The 22091-nt window shown below is 57.7% G+C and carries 23 protein-coding genes; 6 read left to right on the top strand and 17 right to left on the bottom strand.

Annotation, left to right across the window (positions count from 1 at the left end; genetic code table 11):
* The first annotated feature begins 38 nt into the window (after positions 1–38).
* Both BW958_RS00495 and BW958_RS00490 read left to right on the top strand, forming a co-directional pair.
* The gene (locus BW958_RS00495) at positions 39–1340 is read left to right on the top strand and encodes an AmpG family muropeptide MFS transporter (RefSeq protein WP_256701792.1); all 1302 of its coding nucleotides are present in this window, start codon (positions 39–41) and stop codon (positions 1338–1340) included.
* Between the two features lie 174 nt (positions 1341–1514).
* A complete protein-coding gene (locus BW958_RS00490) occupies positions 1515–2351 on the top strand; it encodes a nucleoside-specific channel-forming Tsx family protein (protein ID WP_076573348.1) in 837 nt (278 codons plus the stop codon).
* An 87-nt stretch (positions 2352–2438) separates the two neighbouring features.
* Here BW958_RS00490 and BW958_RS00485 read toward each other — a convergent pair whose 3' ends face one another.
* Entirely contained in the window at positions 2439–2921 is a 483-nt protein-coding gene (locus tag BW958_RS00485) for a YajQ family cyclic di-GMP-binding protein (protein WP_076573347.1), read from the bottom strand.
* Positions 2922–3102: 181 nt separating this feature from the next.
* Here BW958_RS00485 and BW958_RS00480 point away from each other — a divergent pair, with 181 nt between their 5' ends.
* Together BW958_RS00480 and BW958_RS00475 are read left to right on the top strand one after the other, a co-directional pair.
* Positions 3103–4035 (top strand): ketopantoate reductase family protein, encoded by a 933-nt coding sequence (locus tag BW958_RS00480; RefSeq protein ID WP_372628685.1) that lies wholly within the window; start codon positions 3103–3105, stop codon positions 4033–4035.
* Positions 4036–4062: 27 nt separating this feature from the next.
* Entirely contained in the window at positions 4063–4629 is a 567-nt protein-coding gene (locus BW958_RS00475) for a DJ-1 family glyoxalase III (protein WP_076573346.1), read from the top strand.
* A 73-nt stretch (positions 4630–4702) separates the two neighbouring features.
* Here BW958_RS00475 and tyrS read toward each other — a convergent pair whose 3' ends face one another.
* The gene (tyrS, locus tag BW958_RS00470; protein ID WP_076573345.1) at positions 4703–5902 is read right to left on the bottom strand and encodes a tyrosine--tRNA ligase; all 1200 of its coding nucleotides are present in this window, start codon (positions 5900–5902) and stop codon (positions 4703–4705) included.
* Between the two features lie 109 nt (positions 5903–6011).
* Between tyrS and BW958_RS00465 the strand changes: the two genes are divergently transcribed.
* Positions 6012–7295 (top strand): peptidoglycan DD-metalloendopeptidase family protein, encoded by a 1284-nt coding sequence (locus BW958_RS00465; protein WP_076573344.1) that lies wholly within the window; start codon positions 6012–6014, stop codon positions 7293–7295.
* On the top strand, positions 7292–8386 hold the full coding sequence (locus tag BW958_RS00460; protein WP_076573343.1) for an anhydro-N-acetylmuramic acid kinase: 1095 nt from the start codon (positions 7292–7294) through the stop codon (positions 8384–8386). The genes BW958_RS00465 and BW958_RS00460 overlap by 4 nt, the downstream gene beginning before the upstream one ends.
* Positions 8387–8439: 53 nt before the next feature.
* Here BW958_RS00460 and BW958_RS00455 read toward each other — a convergent pair whose 3' ends face one another.
* The 15 genes from BW958_RS00455 to nrdR all read right to left on the bottom strand — a co-directional run bounded on the left by BW958_RS00455 (position 8440) and on the right by nrdR (position 22084).
* Positions 8440–9144, bottom strand: a complete 705-nt coding sequence (locus BW958_RS00455; protein ID WP_076574050.1) for a DUF3334 family protein — start codon at positions 9142–9144, stop codon at positions 8440–8442.
* Between the two features lie 82 nt (positions 9145–9226).
* Positions 9227–9658, bottom strand: coding sequence for an HIT domain-containing protein (locus tag BW958_RS00450; protein ID WP_076573342.1), 432 nt, complete (start codon positions 9656–9658; stop codon positions 9227–9229).
* 54 nt (positions 9659–9712) lie between these two features.
* Complete coding sequence (locus BW958_RS00445; protein ID WP_076573341.1) at positions 9713–10303, bottom strand: DUF2057 family protein; 591 nt, start codon at positions 10301–10303, stop codon at positions 9713–9715.
* A gap of 91 nt (positions 10304–10394) precedes the next feature.
* Positions 10395–11330 carry an ABC transporter permease gene (locus tag BW958_RS00440; RefSeq protein ID WP_076573340.1) on the bottom strand — a complete coding sequence of 312 codons (936 nt, stop codon included), beginning with the start codon at positions 11328–11330 and terminating at the stop codon, positions 10395–10397.
* Positions 11331–11332: 2 nt separating this feature from the next.
* Positions 11333–12307 (bottom strand): ABC transporter permease, encoded by a 975-nt coding sequence (locus tag BW958_RS00435; RefSeq protein ID WP_076573339.1) that lies wholly within the window; start codon positions 12305–12307, stop codon positions 11333–11335.
* A 92-nt stretch (positions 12308–12399) separates the two neighbouring features.
* Positions 12400–13956 (bottom strand): ABC transporter substrate-binding protein, encoded by a 1557-nt coding sequence (locus tag BW958_RS00430; RefSeq protein ID WP_076573338.1) that lies wholly within the window; start codon positions 13954–13956, stop codon positions 12400–12402.
* 27 nt (positions 13957–13983) lie between these two features.
* Positions 13984–15708 carry an ABC transporter ATP-binding protein gene (locus BW958_RS00425; RefSeq protein WP_076573337.1) on the bottom strand — a complete coding sequence of 575 codons (1725 nt, stop codon included), beginning with the start codon at positions 15706–15708 and terminating at the stop codon, positions 13984–13986.
* 492 nt (positions 15709–16200) lie between these two features.
* Positions 16201–16677 carry a phosphatidylglycerophosphatase A family protein gene (locus BW958_RS00420; RefSeq protein ID WP_076573336.1) on the bottom strand — a complete coding sequence of 159 codons (477 nt, stop codon included), beginning with the start codon at positions 16675–16677 and terminating at the stop codon, positions 16201–16203.
* On the bottom strand, positions 16674–17633 hold the full coding sequence (thiL, locus tag BW958_RS00415) for a thiamine-phosphate kinase (RefSeq protein WP_076573335.1): 960 nt from the start codon (positions 17631–17633) through the stop codon (positions 16674–16676). Before thiL ends, BW958_RS00420 begins: the two co-directional genes overlap by 4 nt.
* A 57-nt stretch (positions 17634–17690) precedes the next feature.
* Positions 17691–18104, bottom strand: coding sequence for a transcription antitermination factor NusB (gene nusB, locus BW958_RS00410; RefSeq protein ID WP_076573334.1), 414 nt, complete (start codon positions 18102–18104; stop codon positions 17691–17693).
* A gap of 14 nt (positions 18105–18118) precedes the next feature.
* Positions 18119–18589 (bottom strand): 6,7-dimethyl-8-ribityllumazine synthase, encoded by a 471-nt coding sequence (gene ribE, locus BW958_RS00405; RefSeq protein ID WP_076573333.1) that lies wholly within the window; start codon positions 18587–18589, stop codon positions 18119–18121.
* Positions 18590–18693: 104 nt separating this feature from the next.
* A complete protein-coding gene (gene ribBA, locus BW958_RS00400) occupies positions 18694–19803 on the bottom strand; it encodes a bifunctional 3,4-dihydroxy-2-butanone-4-phosphate synthase/GTP cyclohydrolase II (protein WP_076573332.1) in 1110 nt (369 codons plus the stop codon).
* 70 nt (positions 19804–19873) lie between these two features.
* Positions 19874–20524, bottom strand: coding sequence for a riboflavin synthase (locus BW958_RS00395; RefSeq protein ID WP_076573331.1), 651 nt, complete (start codon positions 20522–20524; stop codon positions 19874–19876).
* 1 nt (position 20525) lies between these two features.
* Positions 20526–21635 carry a bifunctional diaminohydroxyphosphoribosylaminopyrimidine deaminase/5-amino-6-(5-phosphoribosylamino)uracil reductase RibD gene (gene ribD / locus BW958_RS00390; protein WP_076573330.1) on the bottom strand — a complete coding sequence of 370 codons (1110 nt, stop codon included), beginning with the start codon at positions 21633–21635 and terminating at the stop codon, positions 20526–20528.
* Positions 21635–22084, bottom strand: coding sequence for a transcriptional regulator NrdR (gene nrdR, locus BW958_RS00385; protein ID WP_076573329.1), 450 nt, complete (start codon positions 22082–22084; stop codon positions 21635–21637). Before nrdR ends, ribD begins: the two co-directional genes overlap by 1 nt.
* Between the last annotated feature and the right edge of the window lie 7 nt (positions 22085–22091).

Raw genomic sequence — 22091 nt, 5'->3', positions numbered from 1 at the left:
GGGCTCAGTCCCTTGCCATCTATTTAGAGTCCCGGGTAATGATTTTGCTGGCACTCGGGTTTTCTTCCGGTCTGCCGCTGCTGCTGGTGTTTGGCACCCTCTCCTACTGGCTGCGTGAAGCCGATGTCACACTCAGTGACATTGGCTACATGAGCTGGGTGGCGCTGGCCTACGGCTTTAAATGGGTGTGGTCTCCGCTGGTTGACCGTCTGCCGCTGCCCCTGCTTTCGCGCCTGATAGGGCGGCGACGCAGCTGGATGCTGCTCTCCCAAGTGCTGGTCATGCTGGCCCTGTGCGGTATGGCAATGAGTGATCCCAAGCAGGATCTGGCCCACCTCGCCCTGTTTGCCCTGTTGGTGGCCTTCTCCTCCGCCACCCAGGATATCGTGATCGATGCCTACCGTATCGAGTCGGCGCCGGAGCGATTGCAGGCCGCCATGGCGGCGGCCTATATGACCGGCTATCGTCTGGCGATGATCATGGCTGGCGCCGGCGCCTTGGCACTGGCAGCCTGGTTTGGCAGCGACACAGGTTACGATCGCCTTGGCTGGCAGCAGACCTATTTCATCATGGCGGGGCTGATGGGTATCGGGGTCATCACCACCCTGTGCTGCCACGAACCCGAGGTCAATGTGGCCAGGCAGAGCGATGAGCAGCAGCGCTATCGCGCGCAGCTGCTCGAGCGTGGCTGGCCAGCCCCGTTAGCCGGGCCGGGAGCGTGGTGTCATGAGGCGATTTGGCGTCCGTTTGCCGACTTTTTCGAGCGCTACGGCAACACGGCGCTTCTTATTCTGGCGCTGATCGCCTGCTATCGCATTTCGGATGTGGTGATGGGGGTCATGGCCAACAGCTTCTATGTAGACTTGGCCTTTACCAAAACCGAGGTAGCCACCGTCACCAAGGTATATGGCGTGATCATGACGCTGGTCGGTGCCAGCCTGGGCGGCGTACTGGTGATGCGTTTTGGCACCCTGCGAATTTTGCTGCTGGGCGCACTGCTCACCGCCAGTACCAATCTGCTCTTCTCGCTGCTCGGTCAGGTTGGCCACAATGTCATGCTGCTCACCCTGGTTATCTCGCTGGATAACCTGTGCGCCGGGATCGCCACCGCGGCGTTTGTGACCTATCTGTCGAGCCTGACCAACGTCGCCTTTTCGGCCACCCAATACGCCCTGTTTAGCTCGATCATGATGCTGCTGCCCAAGTTTATCGCCGGCTTTTCCGGTGTGGTGGTGGAGGTTATCGGCTACAGCGGCTTCTTTATCGGTACCGCGCTGCTCGGTCTGCCAGCTATGTGTTTGATTCCATTAGTAGCCAAACGATTGGCACGTTCGAGCTAAGTGCTTGTTTCAGCGAAACGTTTGCTAAAAACGAGGGTGATTAGACTCACAGATCGCTACATAGTTCCCAACAAAAACGTTTCTCAGTGTAAATTTTTTGGCTAATATCCGTTTCGCCCCACGGGGCAGGCTACGGAATACCTCAACTAACGGATTTCAAAAGAGACAATAAAAATGGCCAAATTCGCCCAAACTCTGATTGCTGCCAGCGTGCTGGCTGCTGTTTCTGCTCCGGTTTTCGCTGCCGACTATAGCGGCGATATCCACAAGAACGATTACAAGTGGCTGCAGTTCAACGTAATGCACGCCATTGATCAGCGCCCCTATTCTGGTAACGATTACAACGATACCTATCTGGAGATGGAATTTGGCGGTCGCTCCGGTCTGTTTGATCTGTATGGCTACGTCGATGTGTTCGATATCTTCGATAGCAAGCACAGCAACAAGCACGGAACTGGTAGCGGTAACAACATCTTTATGAAGTTTGCCCCGCGCCTGTCCCTGGATGCATTGACCGGTAAGGATCTCTCCTTTGGTCCGGTTCAGGAAGTGTACATCGCTACCCTGAACAGCGTTGATGACACCATGATGGAAAACATGATCGGTCTGGGTACCGACGTGCAAGTACCGTGGTTTGGCAAAGTTGGTATGAACCTCTACGCCCGTCACGCTACTGAAAGTGGCTTCGCTAAGGAAGAAGGCAAGTGGAATGGCTATCAGTTCTCCATGAACTGGTTCAAGCCCTTCTACACCTTCGCCAACGGCAGCTTTATCTCCTACCAAGGCTACCTGGACTATCTGTTTGACCGTGACACCTACGGCAATACTGCAGATTACTCTAGCCACGGCCTGGGTACCTTCCACGGTATCTACTGGCACTCCGACCGCTACGCAGTTGGTTATGGCCTGAAGTACTTCAACGAGATCTATGGCATCAACAACGGTGCGTTCGGCGGTCTTCTGAACAACACCGGCTTTGGCCACTACTTCTCTGTGACCTACAAGTTCTAATCAAACTTGAAGGACAAAAAAACCGGAGCCGCTGCTCCGGTTTTTTTATTGTCCCGTTACGCCGCCATCTGGCAACGTAACACGGTATTAATCGCGGAAATTCTGAAACTGGAACGGTTGATCCAGCTCGGCGCCGCGGATAAGGGCAATCGCTTCTTGCAGGTCGTCACGCTTCTTGCCCGTCACGCGCACTTCGTCCCCCTGAATGGCGGCCTGCACCTTGATCTTGGAATCTTTGATAAGTTTGACCAGCTTCTTGGCGGTCTCTTTCTCAATTCCCTGCTTAAAGGTCACTTCCAGCGAGAAGCGCTTACCGGAGTGCACCGAATCCCCCACACTCATGGAGTTGGTATCAATTCCGCGCTTTATCAGCTTTTCACGCAGGATATCCACCATCTGCTTGAGCTGGAAATCGGCATCAGCCTCGAGCTTGACCAGCTCCTTGTTGAGGGTGAATGAAGCCTCTACACCACGAAAATCAAAACGGGTGGACAGCTCGCGGTTGGCGTTATCCACGGCATTCAGCACTTCGTTCATCTCTACTTCGGAAACAATATCGAATGACGGCATCGTCGCCTCCTTGTTATTCATCACATCTGCTGGGCGCACACTCTACCAAAAAGCCGGCAAAAATGCTGATCCCCTTGTAGTGCCCTGCTAGAATGCCTGCCCGAGAGTATTCGAGGGGCTTCATACAGCCCCGCCACATGAGATGCCAGAAGACGCCAGCCGGCGCCTGGATAACGAGTACATGATGCCACTCAGAAAAACCCCTCTGCTTCCCCCTCCCCTCTGGACCTTGCTCGGCTGCGGCGCCCTCGGCGGCGTATTCGCCTCCTTGCTGGAACAAAGTGGCCAACGGGTTCAAGTGTTGCTACGCGATGCCCAGCGCTCGCGCCTGCACCCTGATTTCGATTTTATTGCCCTCGACAGCAGCCACCACCTGCTAGGCATCACCCGCTGCTTTACCGATCAGGTTGCCAGCGTCCGTCGTCTGCTGGTGATGACCAAAGCCCATCAGGTGATCACGGCGCTAACGCCGCTGGTGGGCAAGCTCTCCCCTGCCGTGCCCATCGTGCTACTGCACAATGGTATGGGCGTGGCCGAGCAGGTGGCCCGGCTGTTTCCTGACAATCCACTGTTGGTCGGCGTGACCAATCACGGCGCCATGCGCTGCGGTCACTTTGCGTATCGCCATACCGGCAAGGGCGAAACCTGGGTCGGACCGTTTAATGACGCAGCCAAGGCGTACCAGAATCTGGCGGAAGATCTTGCCCGCGCACTGGGTGATGCCGGCTGGGATGAGGATATCCGGCAGCGGCAGTGGCAAAAGCTGGCCATCAACTGCATGGTCAACCCACTCACCGCCCTGCATAAGGTAAAAAATGGTGAACTGGCCACACCGCGTTTTGCTGATGCGCTGGATCAGCTGTCGGTGGAGCTGTGCGACGTCATGCAGGCCGAAGGCCTTCATGCCAGCGCCGAAGAGCTCAAACGCCGTACCATTACGGTGTGTGAACTGACCGCTGACAATTACTCTTCCATGCTGCAGGATATGGAAGCAGGCCGCCTGACCGAAATCGAGTCGATCACCGGCTTTTTACTGGCGCGCGCCGATGCCCACGACATTGCCGTGCCGGTCAATCGCAGTCTCTACCACGCCATCAAGGAAAAGCAGGCCTGAGGTCTGTGAACAAGCAGGAGAGGAAACATGCAGGCAGTTGTACTGATGGGCCCTGGCTCGGAAGAGATCGAAACGGTCGCGCTGGTCGATGTGCTGGTACGCGGTGGCGTGGTGGTCACGCTTGCCTCCTGCGCCGCCGATGGCAGCCTGCTGTTGACCGCATCTCGCGGCGTGCGCTTGCAAGCCGATTGTCATGTGACCGACCTGCCAGCCGACACCCACTGGGATCTGGTTGCCGTACCGGGTGGCGTACCCGGCAGTGAAGCCATTCGTGACTGCCCGCCAGCCATTGCCCTGTTGCAAGCGCAAGCTGATGCACGGCGCTGGCGTGCAGCCATCTGCGCCGCGCCGGCGCTGGTGTTGGCGCATCATGACCTGCTTGGTCACGCTGCGGTGACCTGCCACCCCGGGTTTCAGGCCAGATTACCCGCCTCGCAGCGACGCCTTGAGCGCGTGGTGGTCGATAGCGAGGCGCGCCTTATCACCAGCCAAGGGCCCGGCACCAGCATTGAGTTTGCGCTGGCCATTCTCGAGCAGTTAGGCGGCCCCGAACTCGCCCGTCAGGTTGCCGCCCCCATGGTGATCGCCGACTAATCTCATCGCCGCACAAAACGCACAAGGCCTCCGGATGGGAGGCCTTGTTGTTACTGCGTGTAGGCAATGCCAATCAGGCGAGCGTCACCCGGGCAAACTTGCGCTTACCAACCTGGTAGACAGCAGTGCCGGCTGCAATCAGCGCCTTGCCGTCATCGAGCTTTTCGCCGTCAATCTTGACCGCGCCCTGCTTAATCATGCGCAGCGCTTCAGAGGTTGTCTCAACCAGTCCGGCTTCTTTGAGCAGGTTGGCTACCGGCATCCCTTCCCCCTCAAGCGCCAGTGTCAGCTCCGGCATCTCGTCCGGCATGGCATTTTTGGAGAAGCGCTGGGTAAAGTCTTCGTGCGCCGCTTCGGCAGCCGCTTGGTCGTGATAACGGGCGATGATCTCTTTGGCCAGCCAGATCTTCACGTCGCGCGGGTTGAGCGTACCGGCGGCGATGCCAGCCTTGAACCCTTCAATCTCCGGCAGCGGACGGAAGGAGAGCAGCTCGTAGTAGTTCCACATCAGATCGTCAGTGATTGACATGATCTTGCCAAACATCTCGCCCGGGGCATCGTGGACACCGATGTAGTTGCCTGCCGACTTGGACATCTTCTTGACGCCGTCGAGGCCCACCAGCAGCGGCATCATCAGCACGCACTGGGTCGCCATGCCGGCATCTTTTTGCAGTTCGCGGCCCATCAGCAGGTTGAACTTCTGGTCGGTACCGCCCAGCTCAACGTCCGCCTTCAGCGCGACCGAGTCATAGCCTTGCAGCAGCGGATAGAGGAATTCGTGAATCGCGATGGACTGGCCGTTGCTGTAGCGCTTCTTGAAGTCGTCGCGCTCCATCATGCGGGCCACGGTCTGCTTGGCCGCCAGCTTGATCATGCCGGTCGCGCCCAGCTCGCTCAGCCAGGTCGAGTTGTATTCGATACGGGTCTTGGCGGGATCAAGGATCTTGAACGCCTGCTCGGCATAGGTGAGGGCGTTGTGCTTGATCGCCTCTTCGGAGAGCGGCGGACGGGTGGCGTTCTTGCCGGAGGGATCACCCACCATGGCAGTGAAGTCACCGATCAGCAGGATGACCTCATGGCCCAGATCCTGAAAGGTCTTCAGCTTGTTGAGGATGACGGTGTGACCCAGGTGGATATCCGGCGCAGTCGGGTCCATCCCCAGCTTGATGCGCAGCGGGCGCCCTTCCTTCAACTTGGCAACCAGTTCCTCTTCAACCAGGATCTCTTCCGCTCCGCGCTTGATTTCAGCCAGCGCCATCTCGAGCTGGGACATGTTTTGACTCTCCAATCACGTTTCCACAAGACCGCTCATCTTACTGGAATGGCAGGACAATTGGAAAGGCTGTAGAATCGCCCGTCTGGCCCGTCCCTCCTCGTTTGACATGCAGATCTGGAACGCTTTCAACGCCCTGCCCCTCTGGCATCGCAAAATGATGCTGGTGCTGGGCATCATGACCATGATGCTGGCCATCTGGCCCGGTGAACAGACCGAAACCGCCAGAGCCATCGAAAGTGACGAAGAGGCCCCCGAGCGACAAGAGCCGGTTCCCCCTGTGGTGGTGCCGCCTAAGCCGGTTCTGACAACCCGTGTCGCAAAGGTGCGTAGCGGCGATACGCTCGGCCAGATTTTCACCCGCCTCGGTCTCGACACCGCTGATCTACAAATCATCGACACCTTGCCGGAGGCTGCGGCGCTGCACACCATTCATCCCGGTGACGAGCTCACGTTCAAACTGCAACCCGATGGCAGTCTCTATCATCTCTATTATCCAGTCAGTGTTGAGCAGACCCTGAAGGTCAGTCGCACGGATGAGGGCTTTAAAGCTCGCAATATTCAAATTGAGCTGGCCACGCGCGAGAGCACGGCGCAGGGCACCATCACCTCCAGCTTCTGGAGTGCGGCCAGCAGCGCCGGCATGGACGAGCAGCAGATCCTCGATTTTGCCGCCATCTTTGGCTGGGACATCGACTTTGCCCAGGACCTGCAGCCGGGGGATCACTTCACCGTCGTCTATGAAGAGAAGTTCCGTGATGATGACAAGGTGGCCTCCGGCGACATTCTGGCAGCCGAGTTCGTCAATCAGGGCGAACGTTATCGCGCCGTGCTGGGGCCTGATGGCAATTACTACACGCCGCAAGGTAAGGCGATGCGCAAGAGCTTTCTGCGCGCACCGGTGAACTTTCGCTATATCAGCTCCAACTTCAACCCGCGCCGACTACATCCGGTCACCGGCAAGATCCGGCCACACAACGGCATCGATTATGTGGCGCCGGTCGGTACGCCGATCATGGCGGCCGGATCTGGCACTGTGGTCGCGGCAGGACGCAACCCGTTTAACGGCAACTTCGTATTTATCCGCCACAACGCCACCTACGTGACCAAATACCTCCACCTCTCCAAGCGGATGGTGGATAAGGGCGAGCGGGTACGTCAGGGTGAGACCATCGGCTTGCTGGGCGGCACTGGTCGTGTAACCGGCCCACACCTGCACTACGAGTTTCTGGTCAACGGGGTGCACAAAAACCCGCGCACCGTCCCCTTGCCGCAAGCCGATTCGCTGCAAGGCCATGAGCTGGCTGCGTTCCTCAAAGAGAGTGAACCGCTGCTGGCGCGTCTTGATCATCCGGGCGAGCAGCACCTCGCCATGCAAAGGAGTGAGCCATGACCTTGCGCTATATCGGGTTGATGTCAGGCACCAGCATGGATGGCATTGATGCGGTGCTACTTCGCCAACACGGTGATGGCTGGCAGGTCGATGCTGCGCTCTGCCATCCCTGGCCGGCTGACAGCGTCGCCATGCTGCATGCCCTGTGCACACCCGGTGACAACGAGATTGACCGCATGGGCGTGGCCGATAATCTGGTCGCCCGTGAATTTGCCACCGCCACACACGCGCTGCTAACCAAGGCAGGCGTCACGCCGCGCGAGGTGCGCGCTATCGGCTCGCATGGCCAGACGATTCGTCATCGCCCCGAACTCGGTTTTACCCTGCAAATAGGCAACGGCCACCTGCTGGCCGCCTTGACCGGCATCGATGTAATTGCTGATTTTCGCCGCATGGACATGGCCTTTGGCGGCCAGGGCGCACCACTGGTTCCGGCGTTTCATCAGGCTTGTTTTGCCAGCCCAACCCAGCCGCGCGTGGTGCTCAATATCGGTGGCATCGCCAATATCTCGGTGCTACCGGGCGCAGCCGATACGGTCTATGGCTTTGATACCGGCCCCGGCAATACGCTGCTTGATCACTGGATCCATCGCCATCACGGTGTCCGTTTTGATCAGGATGGCGCATGGGCAGCGCAAGGCGCCGTGCATCAGCCGCTGTTAAGCCGCCTGCTGGCGCATCCCTACTTTGCCCTGCCCCACCCCAAAAGCACCGGGCGAGAAACCTTTACGGCGCACTGGCTCGATGAGCAGCTGCAAGAGTGGCCTGAACTGCCGGCCGTGGATGTGCAGCGCACCTTGTTGGAGTTCACGGTCTGCTCGATTGTTGCCGCGCTGCCTAACCAAGCCGGGGCGCTCTATGTGTGCGGCGGCGGCGCCCACAATCGCTTGATGATGGCGCGCCTGCAAGCGCTGTTGCCATCTTGGCAGGTAGCCGATACCCAGACTCTCGGTATTGATCCGGACTGGGTCGAAGGCGCTGCGTTTGCCTGGCTGGCTCACTGCTTTTTAATGCGACAAACGGGCAATCTGCCCGCGGTGACCGGTGCGTCTCGCCCTGTGGTGCTGGGCGCTAGTTACCCCGCCCCCTGACAAGAGATAAGGCCACCGCGAGGTGGCCTTATGATTTGCAGACACAGCTTGGATTAGATGCCGAGCGAATCGAGCAAATCGTCATGACTACTGGCGGCTGGCGCTGAAGCAGCGGCCGGTTGCACGGCAGCAGTCGGCTGTTGAATCGCTTGGGCAATCAGATCATCGGGATCAAAGTCCTCTTCAACCTGACCGTCGTGGATCTTGATAAACTCGGTGCGATCCATCGCCAGCTCCAGATAGAAGATATTGTTGCTGCCGGTAAAGAAGGTGACACGACGCGACTCGGGATGGTCGAGATTGGTGTCGACACTCAGCATCACTTGTTTGTTCAGCGCCAGCATTTTTGGCTGGTTCTGGGTGATGTGGGTTTGCAGCTCGCGGCCAACCTTGCCGGTGAAACTGCCGACGATCTGGTTCATCAGCTCACCCATGACGTTACTCACCTCGTCCGAGGTGTGGGAGATCGCCAGATCCTCTTTAGACAAGCCCATGCTCAGCATGTAGTCCTGATAGAGCTCCATGGCCGCAGCAGCCGAGAAGTTGATCACCACCAGGCCGGAAAAACCGCCATCAAACAGCACAAAACAGCCGATATCGGGCTTGAGGCAGGTCTTACTGATCCGCTGGACCATACCGGAAAAACGCACCTGACTCTGGGTAGCGGCACTGAGCACATCGGTGACCGAGTGGCAAAGGCTCAGCAGCACATCTTCCGTGGTCAATACGCGGGACTCTTCATCGTTATTGTGAAACATCATCGGTTTTCCTGAAGAATAGAAAAAGGATCTCTATAAAACATAGCCCTGCTTGCGCACGGGAGCAGCACCCGCCACCAGTTTATTCGCTACCGGAGGTAAAACAGGAAACGGCGCACAAACGCTCACGCCAATATGCCACCTGGGTCTGCATCTCCTTATCGGCATAGGGCACAGAAGGATGAGCCCCCCAGATGGGACCAGGCCAGGCAATATCCGAGGTAAAACGGGCAACATGATGCAGATGCAGTTGAGGAACCAGATTCCCTAACGCCCCCACATTAATTTTGTCAGGCTGCAGCACAGTTTCCATCACCTCAGCGACCAAGCAGGACTCGTCCATTAACTGATGACGCAAATCAGCTGATAAATGGTGAATTTCACGCAATTCGGCAACACGAGGAACCAGGATTAACCAGGGATATTGGCTGTCACGCGCAAGCAGCACGCGACACAGAGGCAAGTCCCCCAGCCAGCAGGTATCGGCCGCCAGCCGAGGATGCAGTTGAAACATGAAATGCTCCGGTGGACACAAGAAGTGCCCACCTTACTGCAAAGTGTTAAGGACTTAAAGCTGGTTGGCGGCCCAGCCAATAAAGCGGCGCTTGAGGGACGGATCGGCTCGCAGAAACAGCTGCTGCAACTGACTTTCCAGAGAGCCAGCCGCCACCGGCACAGCCGTCTGTGTGCTGCCCAAGCCAAGTGCTGCCTTACCACCATCACGGTTATAACCGGCCAGTGCAGCGTTCCAATCTACCCCGACCTGCATCCCGTTTACTTTGAGCTCGTCTTGCTCAAAGGGCAGCGCTTGTCCCGTGATCTCCTCCAGAGTCCAAGCTGGTTGTTTGGCAAATGTGGCCTTGTCGGCAACCCGTGATGGCAAACCAGCGAGCGCCAGCGTCTTGTCAGCCGCCGCAACGCGGATCACCGCCGGACGCGATCGCCAATGCTTATCACTGTCACTGCCGGAGCGGGACTCTTCAACACCATCATATTGCAGCAGCGCCTGACCGACGCCGTTGGCAAACACCAGTTGGCGCCCATCAAGACGCCCATTACCGGGAGAGAGCACCGTGACTTCATCAGGCAGAGAGACTCGCACATCGGCCAACGCCGACAGAGATACACAGAGCAGGGAGAGAGGGAGCAGCGACTTCATTCGGACATCCTTTTGTCATCAGATGCCAGCACCCTAGCAGCCGTGGATGACAAAACGATAACAGGGCCCGCAGGCCCTGTTAGAGAAGGGATTAACCCTTGTAGATCTTCGGGTTGAACACATCCCGCAGCCAGTCGCCCAGCAAGTTAATGACCAGCACCAGCAACACCAGACAGACGCCGGGGAACGCGGTGATCCACCAAGAGCCGGAGAAGATGTAGTTAAAGCCGACACTGATCAGCGAGCCCAGCGAAGGCTGGTCCACCGGCATACCAAGTCCGAGGAACGACAGTGCCGCTTCACTCATGATGGCGTTGGCCACCTGCACGGTCGAGATAACCAGGATCGGCGACAGGCAGTTGGGCAGAATGTGGCGGAACATGATGCGCGGAGCACGCAGCCCCATCACCTTGGCCGCTTCCACATACTCTTTCTTCTTCTCGGCCAGCACCGACGCACGCACAGTACGGGCATACTGTGGCCACTCGGAGACACCGATGATCACTACCAGCATCAGGATAGCGAACTCGGAGTAGAACTCAGAGCCAAATGCCGCCTGGAAGATGGCCGAGATGATGATCGCCACCATCATGGTCGAGAACGACAACTGCACATCGGCAAAGCGCATCAGCAGATTGTCGAGACGCCCCCCGAAGTAACCGGCCACCAGACCAATCACCACCCCCAGCACCATCTGCAGGCCCACAGCAAAAAGGCCAATGGTCAGCGAGATACGAGAGCCATAGAGAATGGTACTCCAGATATCACGGCCCTGGTTGTCAGTACCCAACCAGAAGCGGGGATCGCCCCCTTCCAGCCAGGAGGGCGGCATCTCTGCATCCATCAGATCAAAACTGGTCTGATCGTAGACGTTGTGCGGTGCAATCCAGGGTGCCAGCAGCGCCCCCAGTACAAACAGCGCAAACACCACAAAACTGAACATCGCCACCTTGTCGCGCAGGAAGTAGTAGACGATGTCGGAGTTTTTAAAGCGGGCCCAGCGGCTCGCAGTCACAGCTTGAGTCATGCTTACCCCTTGGCGGTCAGATTAACGGTCGGGTTGATGAGACCGTACAACAGGTCCACCAGCGTATTGGTCACCACGAAGATGAATCCGACGAAAATGACATAGGCGGTGATGAGCGGGGTATCGACCCGGTGAATCGCCTCGAGGAACAAGAAACCGGTACCCGGCCACTGGAACACGCTCTCGGTCAGGATGGTGTACGCCACCATGGTACCGATCTGCACGCCACCGACGGTAATCACCGGCAGCATGGTGTTCTTCAGGGCATGACGATAATAGACCTTGTGCTCATCAAGCCCCTTGGCACGGGCAAACTTGACGTACTCGGAAGAGAGCTGCTCGAGCATCTCGGAACGCACCAAGCGGATAAACAGCGGCAACATGATCGACGAGAGCGCAACCGAGGGCAGGATCAGGTGCTTGATGCCATCCCAGGTAAAGAAACCGGACTCCCAACCCAGCACATTGGCCGTTTCACCACGCCCGTAAGCCGGCAGCCAGCCCAGTTCAATAGAGAAGAGGTACATCAGCATGATGGCGGTCAAAAATACCGGAATCGAGATACCGATACTGCTGCCCGCCATAATGATTTTGGTCAGCACGCTGCGCGGTTTTATTGCCGAGTAGACCCCAAGCGGGATCGAGACCAGCACGATGATGAGCGATGCACCAAACACCAGCTCGAGCGTTGCCACCAGCTTGTCGAGAATCACTTCCAGCGTCGGGCGCTTGAAGAAATAGGAAGTACCAAGATCGCCGTGAATAGCGCCCTTGAGGAAACGGACATATTTGACCAGGAACGGATCGTTGAGCCCCAGTTGTTCACGCAGGATTTCGCGCTGAGCCTCGGAGACAGACTGCCCCACCATCTCGCGTAGCGGATCGCCCAGATTGTTCTGGATCGAGAAGGCTACCAGGCTGATCACGAACATGACGATCACCGCCTGATAAAACCGTTTGAGCAGGAATGTAAACATGCTTGTCCTTCTACATGGCCAGCTTAGCGGATGCCGGCTCGTTATAAAGGCGGGGGCCATGCCCCCGCCCGGTCCTCGGTGTCAGCAGAGGATTACTGCTTGACCACCAGATCCCCGAAGTAGGGGAAGTTCATTACGTTAACCACCGGCTTGATGTCGACGTTCTTCTTGGCGCCCCAGGAGAGGTTTTCCCAGTGGAGCGGAACGAACGGAGCATCTTCAGCCAGGATGGCTTCGACCTTCTTCAGCATCTCTGCACGCTTGGCCGGATCGGTTTCAGCGTTGGCAGCCACCACCAGCTTGTCAGCTTCTGCGTTGGCATAGCCGGTGCAGTTGTACTGACCCATACCGGTCTTGGCATCCTTGGTGAAGGTCAGGAACTCGTAGAAGTTGGCACTGTCTTCGGTATCGGAGTGCCAGCCGATGACTTGCATGTCAGAGGCGCACTTGTCGAATTCCGGCCAGTATTGGGCCACCGGCATGGTCTTCAGATCCACCTTGATGTTGATCTTGGAGAGCATGGCGCCAACCGCCTGAGCAATCTTCACGTCATTCACATAACGACCGGCCGGGGAGATGAAGGAGAGCTTGAAGCCCTTCTCATAACCGGCAGCCTTCATCAGTGACTTGGCCTTGGCCAGATCGTAGCGCGGAGTCAGGGCATCGTTATGACCGGCATAACCCTTCGGACTCAGCTGACCTGCAGGAGTACCATAGCCCTTGTTGATCTTGTCGACGATACCCACCTGGTTGATGGCGTAGTCGATAGCTTGACGAACACGCTTGTCTTTCAGCGCCGGATTGGTGTTCTGGTTCAGGTCGATCATGATGATACGGGTCCCCGGCAGGGTAACCAGTTGGGTGCTGGCACCCTTCTCGACACGTTCCAGATCGTTCGGAGCAACCGGGTAGATCACATCCACGTCACCACCGAGCAGAGCAGCTACGCGGGTGGCGTCTTCCTTGATCGGCACCAGGGTCAGGTTGTCAACGTTACCCTTGGAGCCCTTGTCCCAGTAGTTCGGGTTACGAACGTACTCGAGTTTGACGCCTTGCTCACGGGACTTGACGGTGAACGGACCGGTACCAGAGGTGTGGGTAGAGGCGAAGGAAGAACCGTTCTTGACGATTTCTGCCTTGTCTTTGCCATCGTCGCTCTTGCCGCTGTAGAACTTGGAGTCCATCGGGAAGATATAGGTGGCAGTTTGTTCCAGCAGCGGGAACGGCTTGGCGGTGATGAGATCAACGGTGTAGTCGTCAACTTTCTTCACTTCGGTGATCGGGTCAAAGATCGCCTTAAAGTCAGCAGAGGCCTTCAGACGGTTGACGGTCCACACCACGTCATCGGCGGTAAAGTCGTTACCGGAGTGGAACTTGACGCCCTTGCGCAGATGGAAACGCATGGTCTTGTCGTCAACGCGCTCATACTTTTCAGCCAGACGCGGTTCGAACGAGAGATCCTGCTTGTAACGGATCAGCGGGTCGAACACCAGATGAGACATTTCAAGGGTCTGACCGGAAAGCTGCTCCTGCGGGTCCAGCGAGGTCGGATCGGAGGCCACGGCCACCTTGATATCGGCGGCAGAGACGTTGAAGGCCAGGCCAGCGGCCAGCAGAGCCAGAGCAACCTTGGACAATCCTTTCTTCATATTATTCTCCATGCTTATCTCTATGTTTTAGCTTGCGATTTCCAGCCCCTCACGGGACATTCCCTTAAATTCCGGCATCAGTGAAATCAACGAACGACTGTACTCATGCTCGGCATTGGTAAAGAGTTTTTCGGTCTCGGCCACTTCAACCAGATGACCGTGTTTCATCACCCCGATGCGGTCGCACATCTGGCGAATCACCGGCAAATCGTGGCTGATGAACAGCATGGTGAGGCCCAGTTCCTGCTGCAAATCCTTGAGCAGGTTAAGGATCTGGGCTTGCACCGACACATCCAGCGCTGAGGTTGGCTCGTCGCAGATGAGAAAACGCGGGCGGGTCGCCAGTGCCCGGGCAATCGAGATACGCTGCCGCTGACCACCCGAAAATTCGTGCGGATACTTGACCCCGGCGGCGCGGCCAAGGCCTACGTGATCGAGCAAGTCAGCCACAATCTGCTCAACTTGCGCCTCACCAGCAGCAAGACCGTGGAAGCGGATCGGCTCGGCGATAATATCCCGCACCTTCATACGCGGGTTCATCGATGAATAGGGGTTTTGGAACACCATCTGCATGGCACGGCGCAGCGGGCGACGCTCATGCTCACCCTTAAGGGCGGTCAGATCGATGCCTTCAAACACGATCTTGCCACCATCAGGCGGATAGAGACCGGTGATAGCACGGGCGATGGTGGACTTACCAGAGCCCGACTCCCCGACCAGACCGAAGGTTTCCCCTTCAAAAATCTCGAAGTTGATATCGTTACAGGCCTGCACATATTCGCGGCGGCTTGGGAAAATCGAGTCTTTGGTAACGAATTTCAGATCGACGTGCTCGACCCGCAGCAGGGCACCTTCATAGGTGCGTTCATCCTGGCGCTGACCCAGCCAGTGAGTCTTGAGATCAATGCTGTTGTCAGCTTCACCGGCATCTTCGATATAGGAGACCAGCGGGAAGCGAACCAGCTTCACGTCAGAGCGCGGCACGGCTGAGATCAGGCTGCGGGTATAAGGATGGCTCGGAGCCCCCAGCACCTGCTCTGTGGTACCAAACTCCACCAGATCGCCGCGATACATGACCGCGACCCGATCCGTGACATTCGCCACTACACCCATATCGTGAGTGACCAACATGCAGCCCACCTGACGCTCTTTGCACAGGTTGCGGATCAGTTGCAGGATCTGGTCCTGAATGGAAACATCCAGCGCCGTGGTTGGTTCGTCGGCAATAATCAATTCGGGGTCACCCGACAGCGCGATGGCAATCACCACCCGCTGACGCATGCCGCCGGAAAACTGGTGCGGATACTGCTTAATGCGCAGCTCAGGCTTGGGAATGCCAACCGCTGTCATCAGCTCAAGCGCCTTGGCGACGGCCTGCTCACGATTAAGATCGGTGTTGACCAAAATGGTTTCGACCAGCTGTTGTTCGACAGTAAACAGCGGGTTGAGCGAGGTCATCGGATCCTGGAAGATGAAACCGATGCGAGAGCCACGAATGGCGCGCATCTCTTTCGGGCTCTTGCCGGAGATCAGTTCGCCATTGAGATAGATGTCGCCACGGGCGATACGACCGGGAGGGCTGAGCAGATCGATGACGGCATTACCGATGGTGGATTTGCCGGCGCCGGATTCCCCGACCACACCGACGATCTCCCCCTTTTCAACAGAAAAAGAGAGATCCTTCACCGCGGCGTGCACCCCGTAGCGGGAGGGGTACTCGATCCGCAGGTTTTTAACTTCTAGCAAGGACATGATTACCTCTGCGGGGGACATCCGTCCCAAACAAATTCATCCGTAAATCGGCCGCAGACGCCGGTGTTACCCTGGGGGCTTTTTGTTGACTTCCCTGTGTTGGGCAAACCTGCGTTCCGCGCGGGTTTTTGCATTTTTTTGGAATAACCCGTCTGTAACCTAAACTGTTTGACCAGCTCTGTAAATGACGGATTTATACAATTATCCGCAAGAGACCGTGATCCAGCGCACTCACCACAGATAAAAATATGATAAATACCTCACACTACAGTGATAAACGCCAGAAAACCCTGTTAACTCGCTGTAAAGCTCAAAATGTACGCTATCTATTAGCAGGTCACTCTTTTTTGAATCACTAAGAATAAAGCACTTTCACAGAGCATTTTTATGCATATTTATGGCGATTACAGCAGTAAGCGCCACTGGGCAAATAATCATCAGCAAAAAATATGGGGCGCATTCAGCGCCCCATAACCTGACCAGCTCGAAATCTCAGAGATGGGCCAACAATTGCATACAGATAAGCGCAAACACCCCGGCAATCAGGTCATCGAGCATAATACCCAGCCCGCCATGAATACGCCGATCAAACCAGGAGATGGGCCAGGGTTTCAGCACATCGAACAGCCGAAACAGCACAAACCCGGCGACCACCCACTGCCAGCCGGCCGGTGCGGCGATCATGGTGACGCCAAAACCGATAAACTCATCCCAGACAATCCCGCCGTGATCATCCATGCCGATAGCGTCGGTGGCGCTTTGACAGATGCGGATCCCGGCCACAAACCCCAGCACTAACAGGGCAATGAACCAGGGCGTCGCAAGGCCACTTACCAGCAGATAGCAAGGCACTGCCGCCAGCGTGCCCATGGTTCCGGGCGCTTTGGGTGACAAGCCACTACCAAATCCCACCGCCAGCAGGTGCAGCGGATTGGCAAGATTGAGGCGTTTGAGCTCGGGTTTAATCATGCAAAGTGGTCCCACCCTTTGAGCTGCAGCGGCTGCGGCTTTTCATGCAGCAACCAGTCAATCCCGGGCTCACCGGCGCTGATGCGCCCTACCCGGCCAAACTTGACGCCGCAGTGCGCCAGTGCCGTGTCCAGTGTGCCGCGATAGGCTTCGGGCACAGTAAACAGCAGCTCATAGTCATCGCCGCCGGCGAGCGCCAACTGCCAGGCCTCTTCTTGCGAGACCGCATCTTTTAACACCGGCGACATGGGAAGTCGATCGAGGTGGATACGTGCCCGCACCCCGGAGGCGCGCAGCATATGACCAAGATCAGAGGCCAGCCCGTCCGAGAGATCCATGGCAGCAGTAGCAATGCCACGCAGCGCCTGCCCGGCCAGAATACGCGGATGGGGATGTTCGAGGCGGGGCAACACCGCCGCCAACTGGTTATCGTTGAGGGTGCGGCGACCCAGCAGATGGGTGAGCGCCAGCGCAGCATCGCCCAGCGTGCCAGTCACGTAGATGGCATCGCCGGCTTTGGCACCGCTTCGCAGCAGCGCTTTACCGCGTGGTACCGTCCCCTTGACCGACACAGTGATGGAGAGTGGACCGCGGGTCATGTCCCCCCCGACTAGCGCTACGTTGTAGTAATCGGCCAGTTCGAGAAAACCGGAGGCAAAACCGGCCACCCAGGCTTCGTTGATCGACGGTAGGGTCAGCGCCAGCGATACCCAGCGCGGCTCTGCCCCCATGGCAGCCAGATCCGACAGATTAACCGCCAGTGCTTTATAGCCAAGATCGACCGGATCGGAATCCGGCATAAAGTGCACACCCGAAACCAGCGTATCGGTGCTCACCGCCAGCTGCATATCGGGCGGAACCGACAGCAGTGCACAGTCATCACCCGGTCCAAGGTCCACATCCTTACGGCGGCTGAGAACCTTGAAGTACTTCTCGATCAGCTCGAATTCACCCATACAGTAAAAAGCCAGCTTGCGCTGGCTCCTCGTTATCTGTTTCGTGCAACCAGGCGATTATTTCTTGCCCAGCGACTTGATGACTTTATCCAGCACGCCGTTGACGAACTTGTGGCTATCTTCAGCAGCGAAGCACTTGGCCAGCTCAATAGCCTCGTTGATGGCCACGCGCGGCGGCACATCATCACGGCGGGTCAGCTCGTAAGTGGCCAGACGCAGGATCGCCTTGTCCACCATGTCCACCTCATCCAGCGGACGGGAAAGGAAGGGGGAGAAGACCTTGTCCAGTTCGTTGCAGTGCAGGGACACGCCAAACAGCAGGTCACGGAAGTAGCCGAGATCCACTCCCTTGGTATCCTGTTCGACCTTGAACTGTTCTTCGATGTCGCCCACGTTATCCTTGGTCATCTGCCACTGGTAGATGGCCTGGGTGGCAAAATGACGGGCCTTGCGACGCTCAGACGGTTTCAATCTCTCTCTCCTCGTTACACGCCCAGTTGTTTCAGGACGTTGATCATTTCGAGCGCGCTCAGTGCAGCCTCTGCACCCTTGTTACCCGCCTTGGTACCGGCGCGCTCGATAGCTTGTTCAATGTTTTCGGTCGTCAGCACGCCAAAGGCGACGGGGATTTCATACTCCATCATCACCTGAGCCATGCCCTTGCTGTTCTCGTTGGCCACCAGATCAAAGTGATAGGTACCGCCACGGATGACAGTGCCCAGCCCAATGATGGCGTTGTACTGACCACTCTTGGCCAGCTTCTTGATTACCAGCGGGATCTCCACGGCACCCGGTACTTTTACCAGAGTGATATTGTCTTCCTTGATTTGCCCCTGACGCTTCAGCACGTCCAGAGCACCGTCTACCAGGCTTTCGTTGATGAAGCTGTTGAAACGGGCAACCACAATGGCAACGCGCGCCTCGGGGGCGGCAATATGACCTTCGATAACCTTCATGGGTAATCCTGTGATACGGGACCAAGTCAAAAGTGGCCACAGTCTAGCATAAAGCCGCTGTGACCAAAACCGTCAGGGCGTGGCCAAACACCACGCCTGTCTGCTTATTCGCTGAGGTACTCAACCACCTCGAGGCCAAAACCGCCCAGCGCATGGTAGCGCTTGGGGGAGCTCAGCAGGCGCATCTGACGCACACCGAGGGTCTTGAGGATCTGGGAGCCAACACCAACACGGCGCGAAGTGCCTTGCCATTTGGCCCCTTCCGGCTGCTCACCCTTATCCACCGCTTCAAACTGTTTGACCCGGTTGATGAGATCCTGGCTGTTGGACTCGGCGCCCAACACGACCAGCACCCCACCTTCGGCAGCAATACGCTCCATCGCCTTGGGCAGCGGCCAGCTGCGCGCAGCATGGCGGTCGGTCAGCAGCAGATCGCCCAGCACATCGTGCAGGTGAACCCGCACCAGCGTCGGTTGCTCCGGATGAACATCGCCCTTCTTCAGGGCAAAGTGAACCTGATTGTCGATGGTGTCGCGGAAGGTGATGAGCTCGAACTCGCCAAACTCGGTGGGCAATCGGCACTCGGCCACCTTCTCGACGGTGGTTTCATGCTGGTTACGGTATTCAATCAGATCGGCAATGGTGCCGAGCTTGATACCGTGTTCCTCTGCAAAGCGCTCCAGATCCGGGCGACGGGCCATGGTGCCATCATCATTGAGCACCTCGACAATCACAGCTGCAGCCTCGTAACCAGCCAAACGAGCCAGATCACAGCCGGCTTCGGTGTGACCGGCACGGGTCAGCACACCGCCATCTTGCGCCATCAGCGGGAAGATATGGCCGGGTTGCACCAGATCAGACGCCTTGGCATCGGGCGCCACTGCGGCCAGCACCGTGGTGGCACGGTCAGCAGCCGAAATGCCGGTGGTCACCCCTTCGGCCGCTTCAACGGAGACGGTGAACGCGGTGGAGAACTGGGCATTGTTACGATCGACCATCAGCGGCAGAGCCAGCTGTTTGCAGCGATCCCGGGTCAAGGTCAGGCAGATAAGCCCGCGGCCAAAGCGGGCCATAAAGTTGATATCTTCAGGACGCACGCAGGAGGCGGCCATGATGATATCCCCTTCGTTCTCGCGATCCTCGTCATCCATCAGGATCACCATCTTGCCGGCCTTGATGTCGGCGATAATCTCGGCGGTGCTGCTCAGTGCCATGCTGCTCTCCAGACTGTGTCAGTTAACCCCGTCAACATTGGGGGGAAGTCAGTGATTTCAATAGGGCAACTTATAAAAAACCCGAACGGGCCAATTTTTCCATGGTCAGGGTCGAGCCAGTTTCGGCTGCGCGCCCCTGCATCAGACGCTCCAGATAGCGGGCGATCTGATCCACTTCCAGATGCACCTTAAATCCGGGCTTCCACTCGGCGATGGTAGTCTCGTGGGCGGTATGCGGCACTATGGTCAGGCGAAACAGGTTTCCCTCGACGGCGTTGACCGTGAGGCTAATACCATCCACCGCAATCGAACCCTTTTCGGTGATATAACGCGACAGCGCCTCGGGCGCCGCAATCCAGTATTCGATAGCACGGCCACTGGCACTGCGGCTTTTCACCTCGCCAATGCCATCGACGTGGCCCGATACCAGATGCCCCCCCAGCCGGGTAGTCGGCAGCAGAGCCTTCTCCAGATTGACCCGCATGCCCACTTTGGCATCGGCAAAGCGGGTGCGTTGCAGGGTCTCGAGTGACACGTCGGCGCTGTAACTGTGATCGCCAAGGCTCACGACGGTCAGGCACACCCCGTTGGTGGCAATGGAATCACCGAGCTTCACATCGGAGAAATCCAGTCCCGGCGCATGCACGGTCAGGGTCAAATCATCCCCCTGCCGAGTCAGCGCGCTTAAGGTTCCCACGGTTTCGATAATGCCGGTAAACATGTCAAATCACCTTGGCTGTAATGCGGATATCGGGGCCAACCCGACGCAGGTCAGTCACTTCGAGTTTCGGGGCGCGAGCCAGACGCTCGAGGCCGGGCAGATGGAACAGCCCACGGCCAGCATCCCCCATCAGGATCGGTGCCTGATAGAGCACCACTTCGTCTACCAGTCCGGCATTGAGCAGCGCCCCGGCCAGCGAAGGTCCAGCCTCCACCAGCACGGCATTGATGTTGTCGCGCGCCAGTTGCATAAAAAGACTCACCAAATCGAGCCCTGCGCCTAATTTGGGCACGACCACTTCACGTACCGACTCGGGCCACTGGCCGTCACGGGTATGGCGGGCCAGCCATACTTCACCGGGCTTGCCAAACAGGGACTGATTTGGTGTCAGGCGATTTTGGGAATCGATGATAATGCGCTTGGGCTGACGCAGCGCGGCTTGCGGATAGTGCTGCTTGACCTCAGTGGGCAGTTCATCCCAACGCACGGTCAGCGAGGCATCATCCGCCAGAACCGTGGTCGCGCTGGAGAGCACCGCATCATGACGGGCCCGCAGACGCTGCACATCACGGCGCGCCGCCGCCGAGGTGATCCACTGGCTTTCACCGCTGGCCATGGCGGTGCGGCCATCAAGACTCGCCCCGAGTTTGACGGTGACACGCGGAAAACCGGTACGCATGCGCTTGAAAAAGCCCGGATTGAGCGCTTCAGCTTCGCTGGAAAGCAGTCCGTGGGCTGTTTCGATACCGGCGTCGGAGAGAATGCGCAATCCACGCCCCGCCACTTGCGGGTTGGGATCGACCATGGCAGCCACCACCCGCGCGACACCGGCATCAATCAAGGCATTGGCACAAGGTGGCGTGCGACCGAAATGGGAACAGGGCTCAAGGGTCACGTAGGCGGTCGCGCCACGGGCTTGCTCGCCTGCGGCGCGCAGGGCATGCACTTCGGCATGGGGCTCGCCGGCGCGTTGATGATACCCCTCGCCCACCACCACGCCCTCTTTGACCAGCACACAGCCGACGCAAGGGTTGGGAGCGGTGGTGTAGGTGCCGCGCCGCGCCAGCTCGAGGGCGCGACTCATCCAGCGATGATCGTCTTGGCTAAACATCACTTCTCCAGCTTGGCGATCTCTTCGCCAAATTCGCGAATATCTTCAAAGCTGCGGTATACCGAGGCAAAACGGATATAAGCCACCTTGTCGAGCCCCTTTAGCTCTTCCATCACCAGGTTGCCAACCAGCTTGCTCGGAACTTCCCGCTCGCCGGTCGCACGCAGACCCGATTTGATACGGTTGACGCTCTGCTCGATGGCCTCGATGCTCACCGGACGCTTCTCCAGCGCCCGCAAAATACCGGCCCGCAGCTTGTCTTCATTGAATGGCTCGCGCGAGCCATTGTTCTTGATGACCCGAGGCAGCAGTAACTCGGCCATCTCGAAAGTGGTAAAGCGTTCATGGCACTGCAGACACTCACGCCGGCGCCGCACCTGATGCCCTTCGGCCACCAGCCGCGAGTCGATCACCTTGGTATCCACGGCACTACAAAAGGGGCAATGCATCGCGCCT

The organism is Aeromonas sp. RU39B, from assembly GCF_900156095.1.
Taxonomy (GTDB): domain Bacteria; phylum Pseudomonadota; class Gammaproteobacteria; order Enterobacterales; family Aeromonadaceae; genus Aeromonas.
The sequence above is the reverse complement of the archived record's forward strand: the minus strand, read 5'-3'. Positions and strand labels throughout refer to the sequence as shown.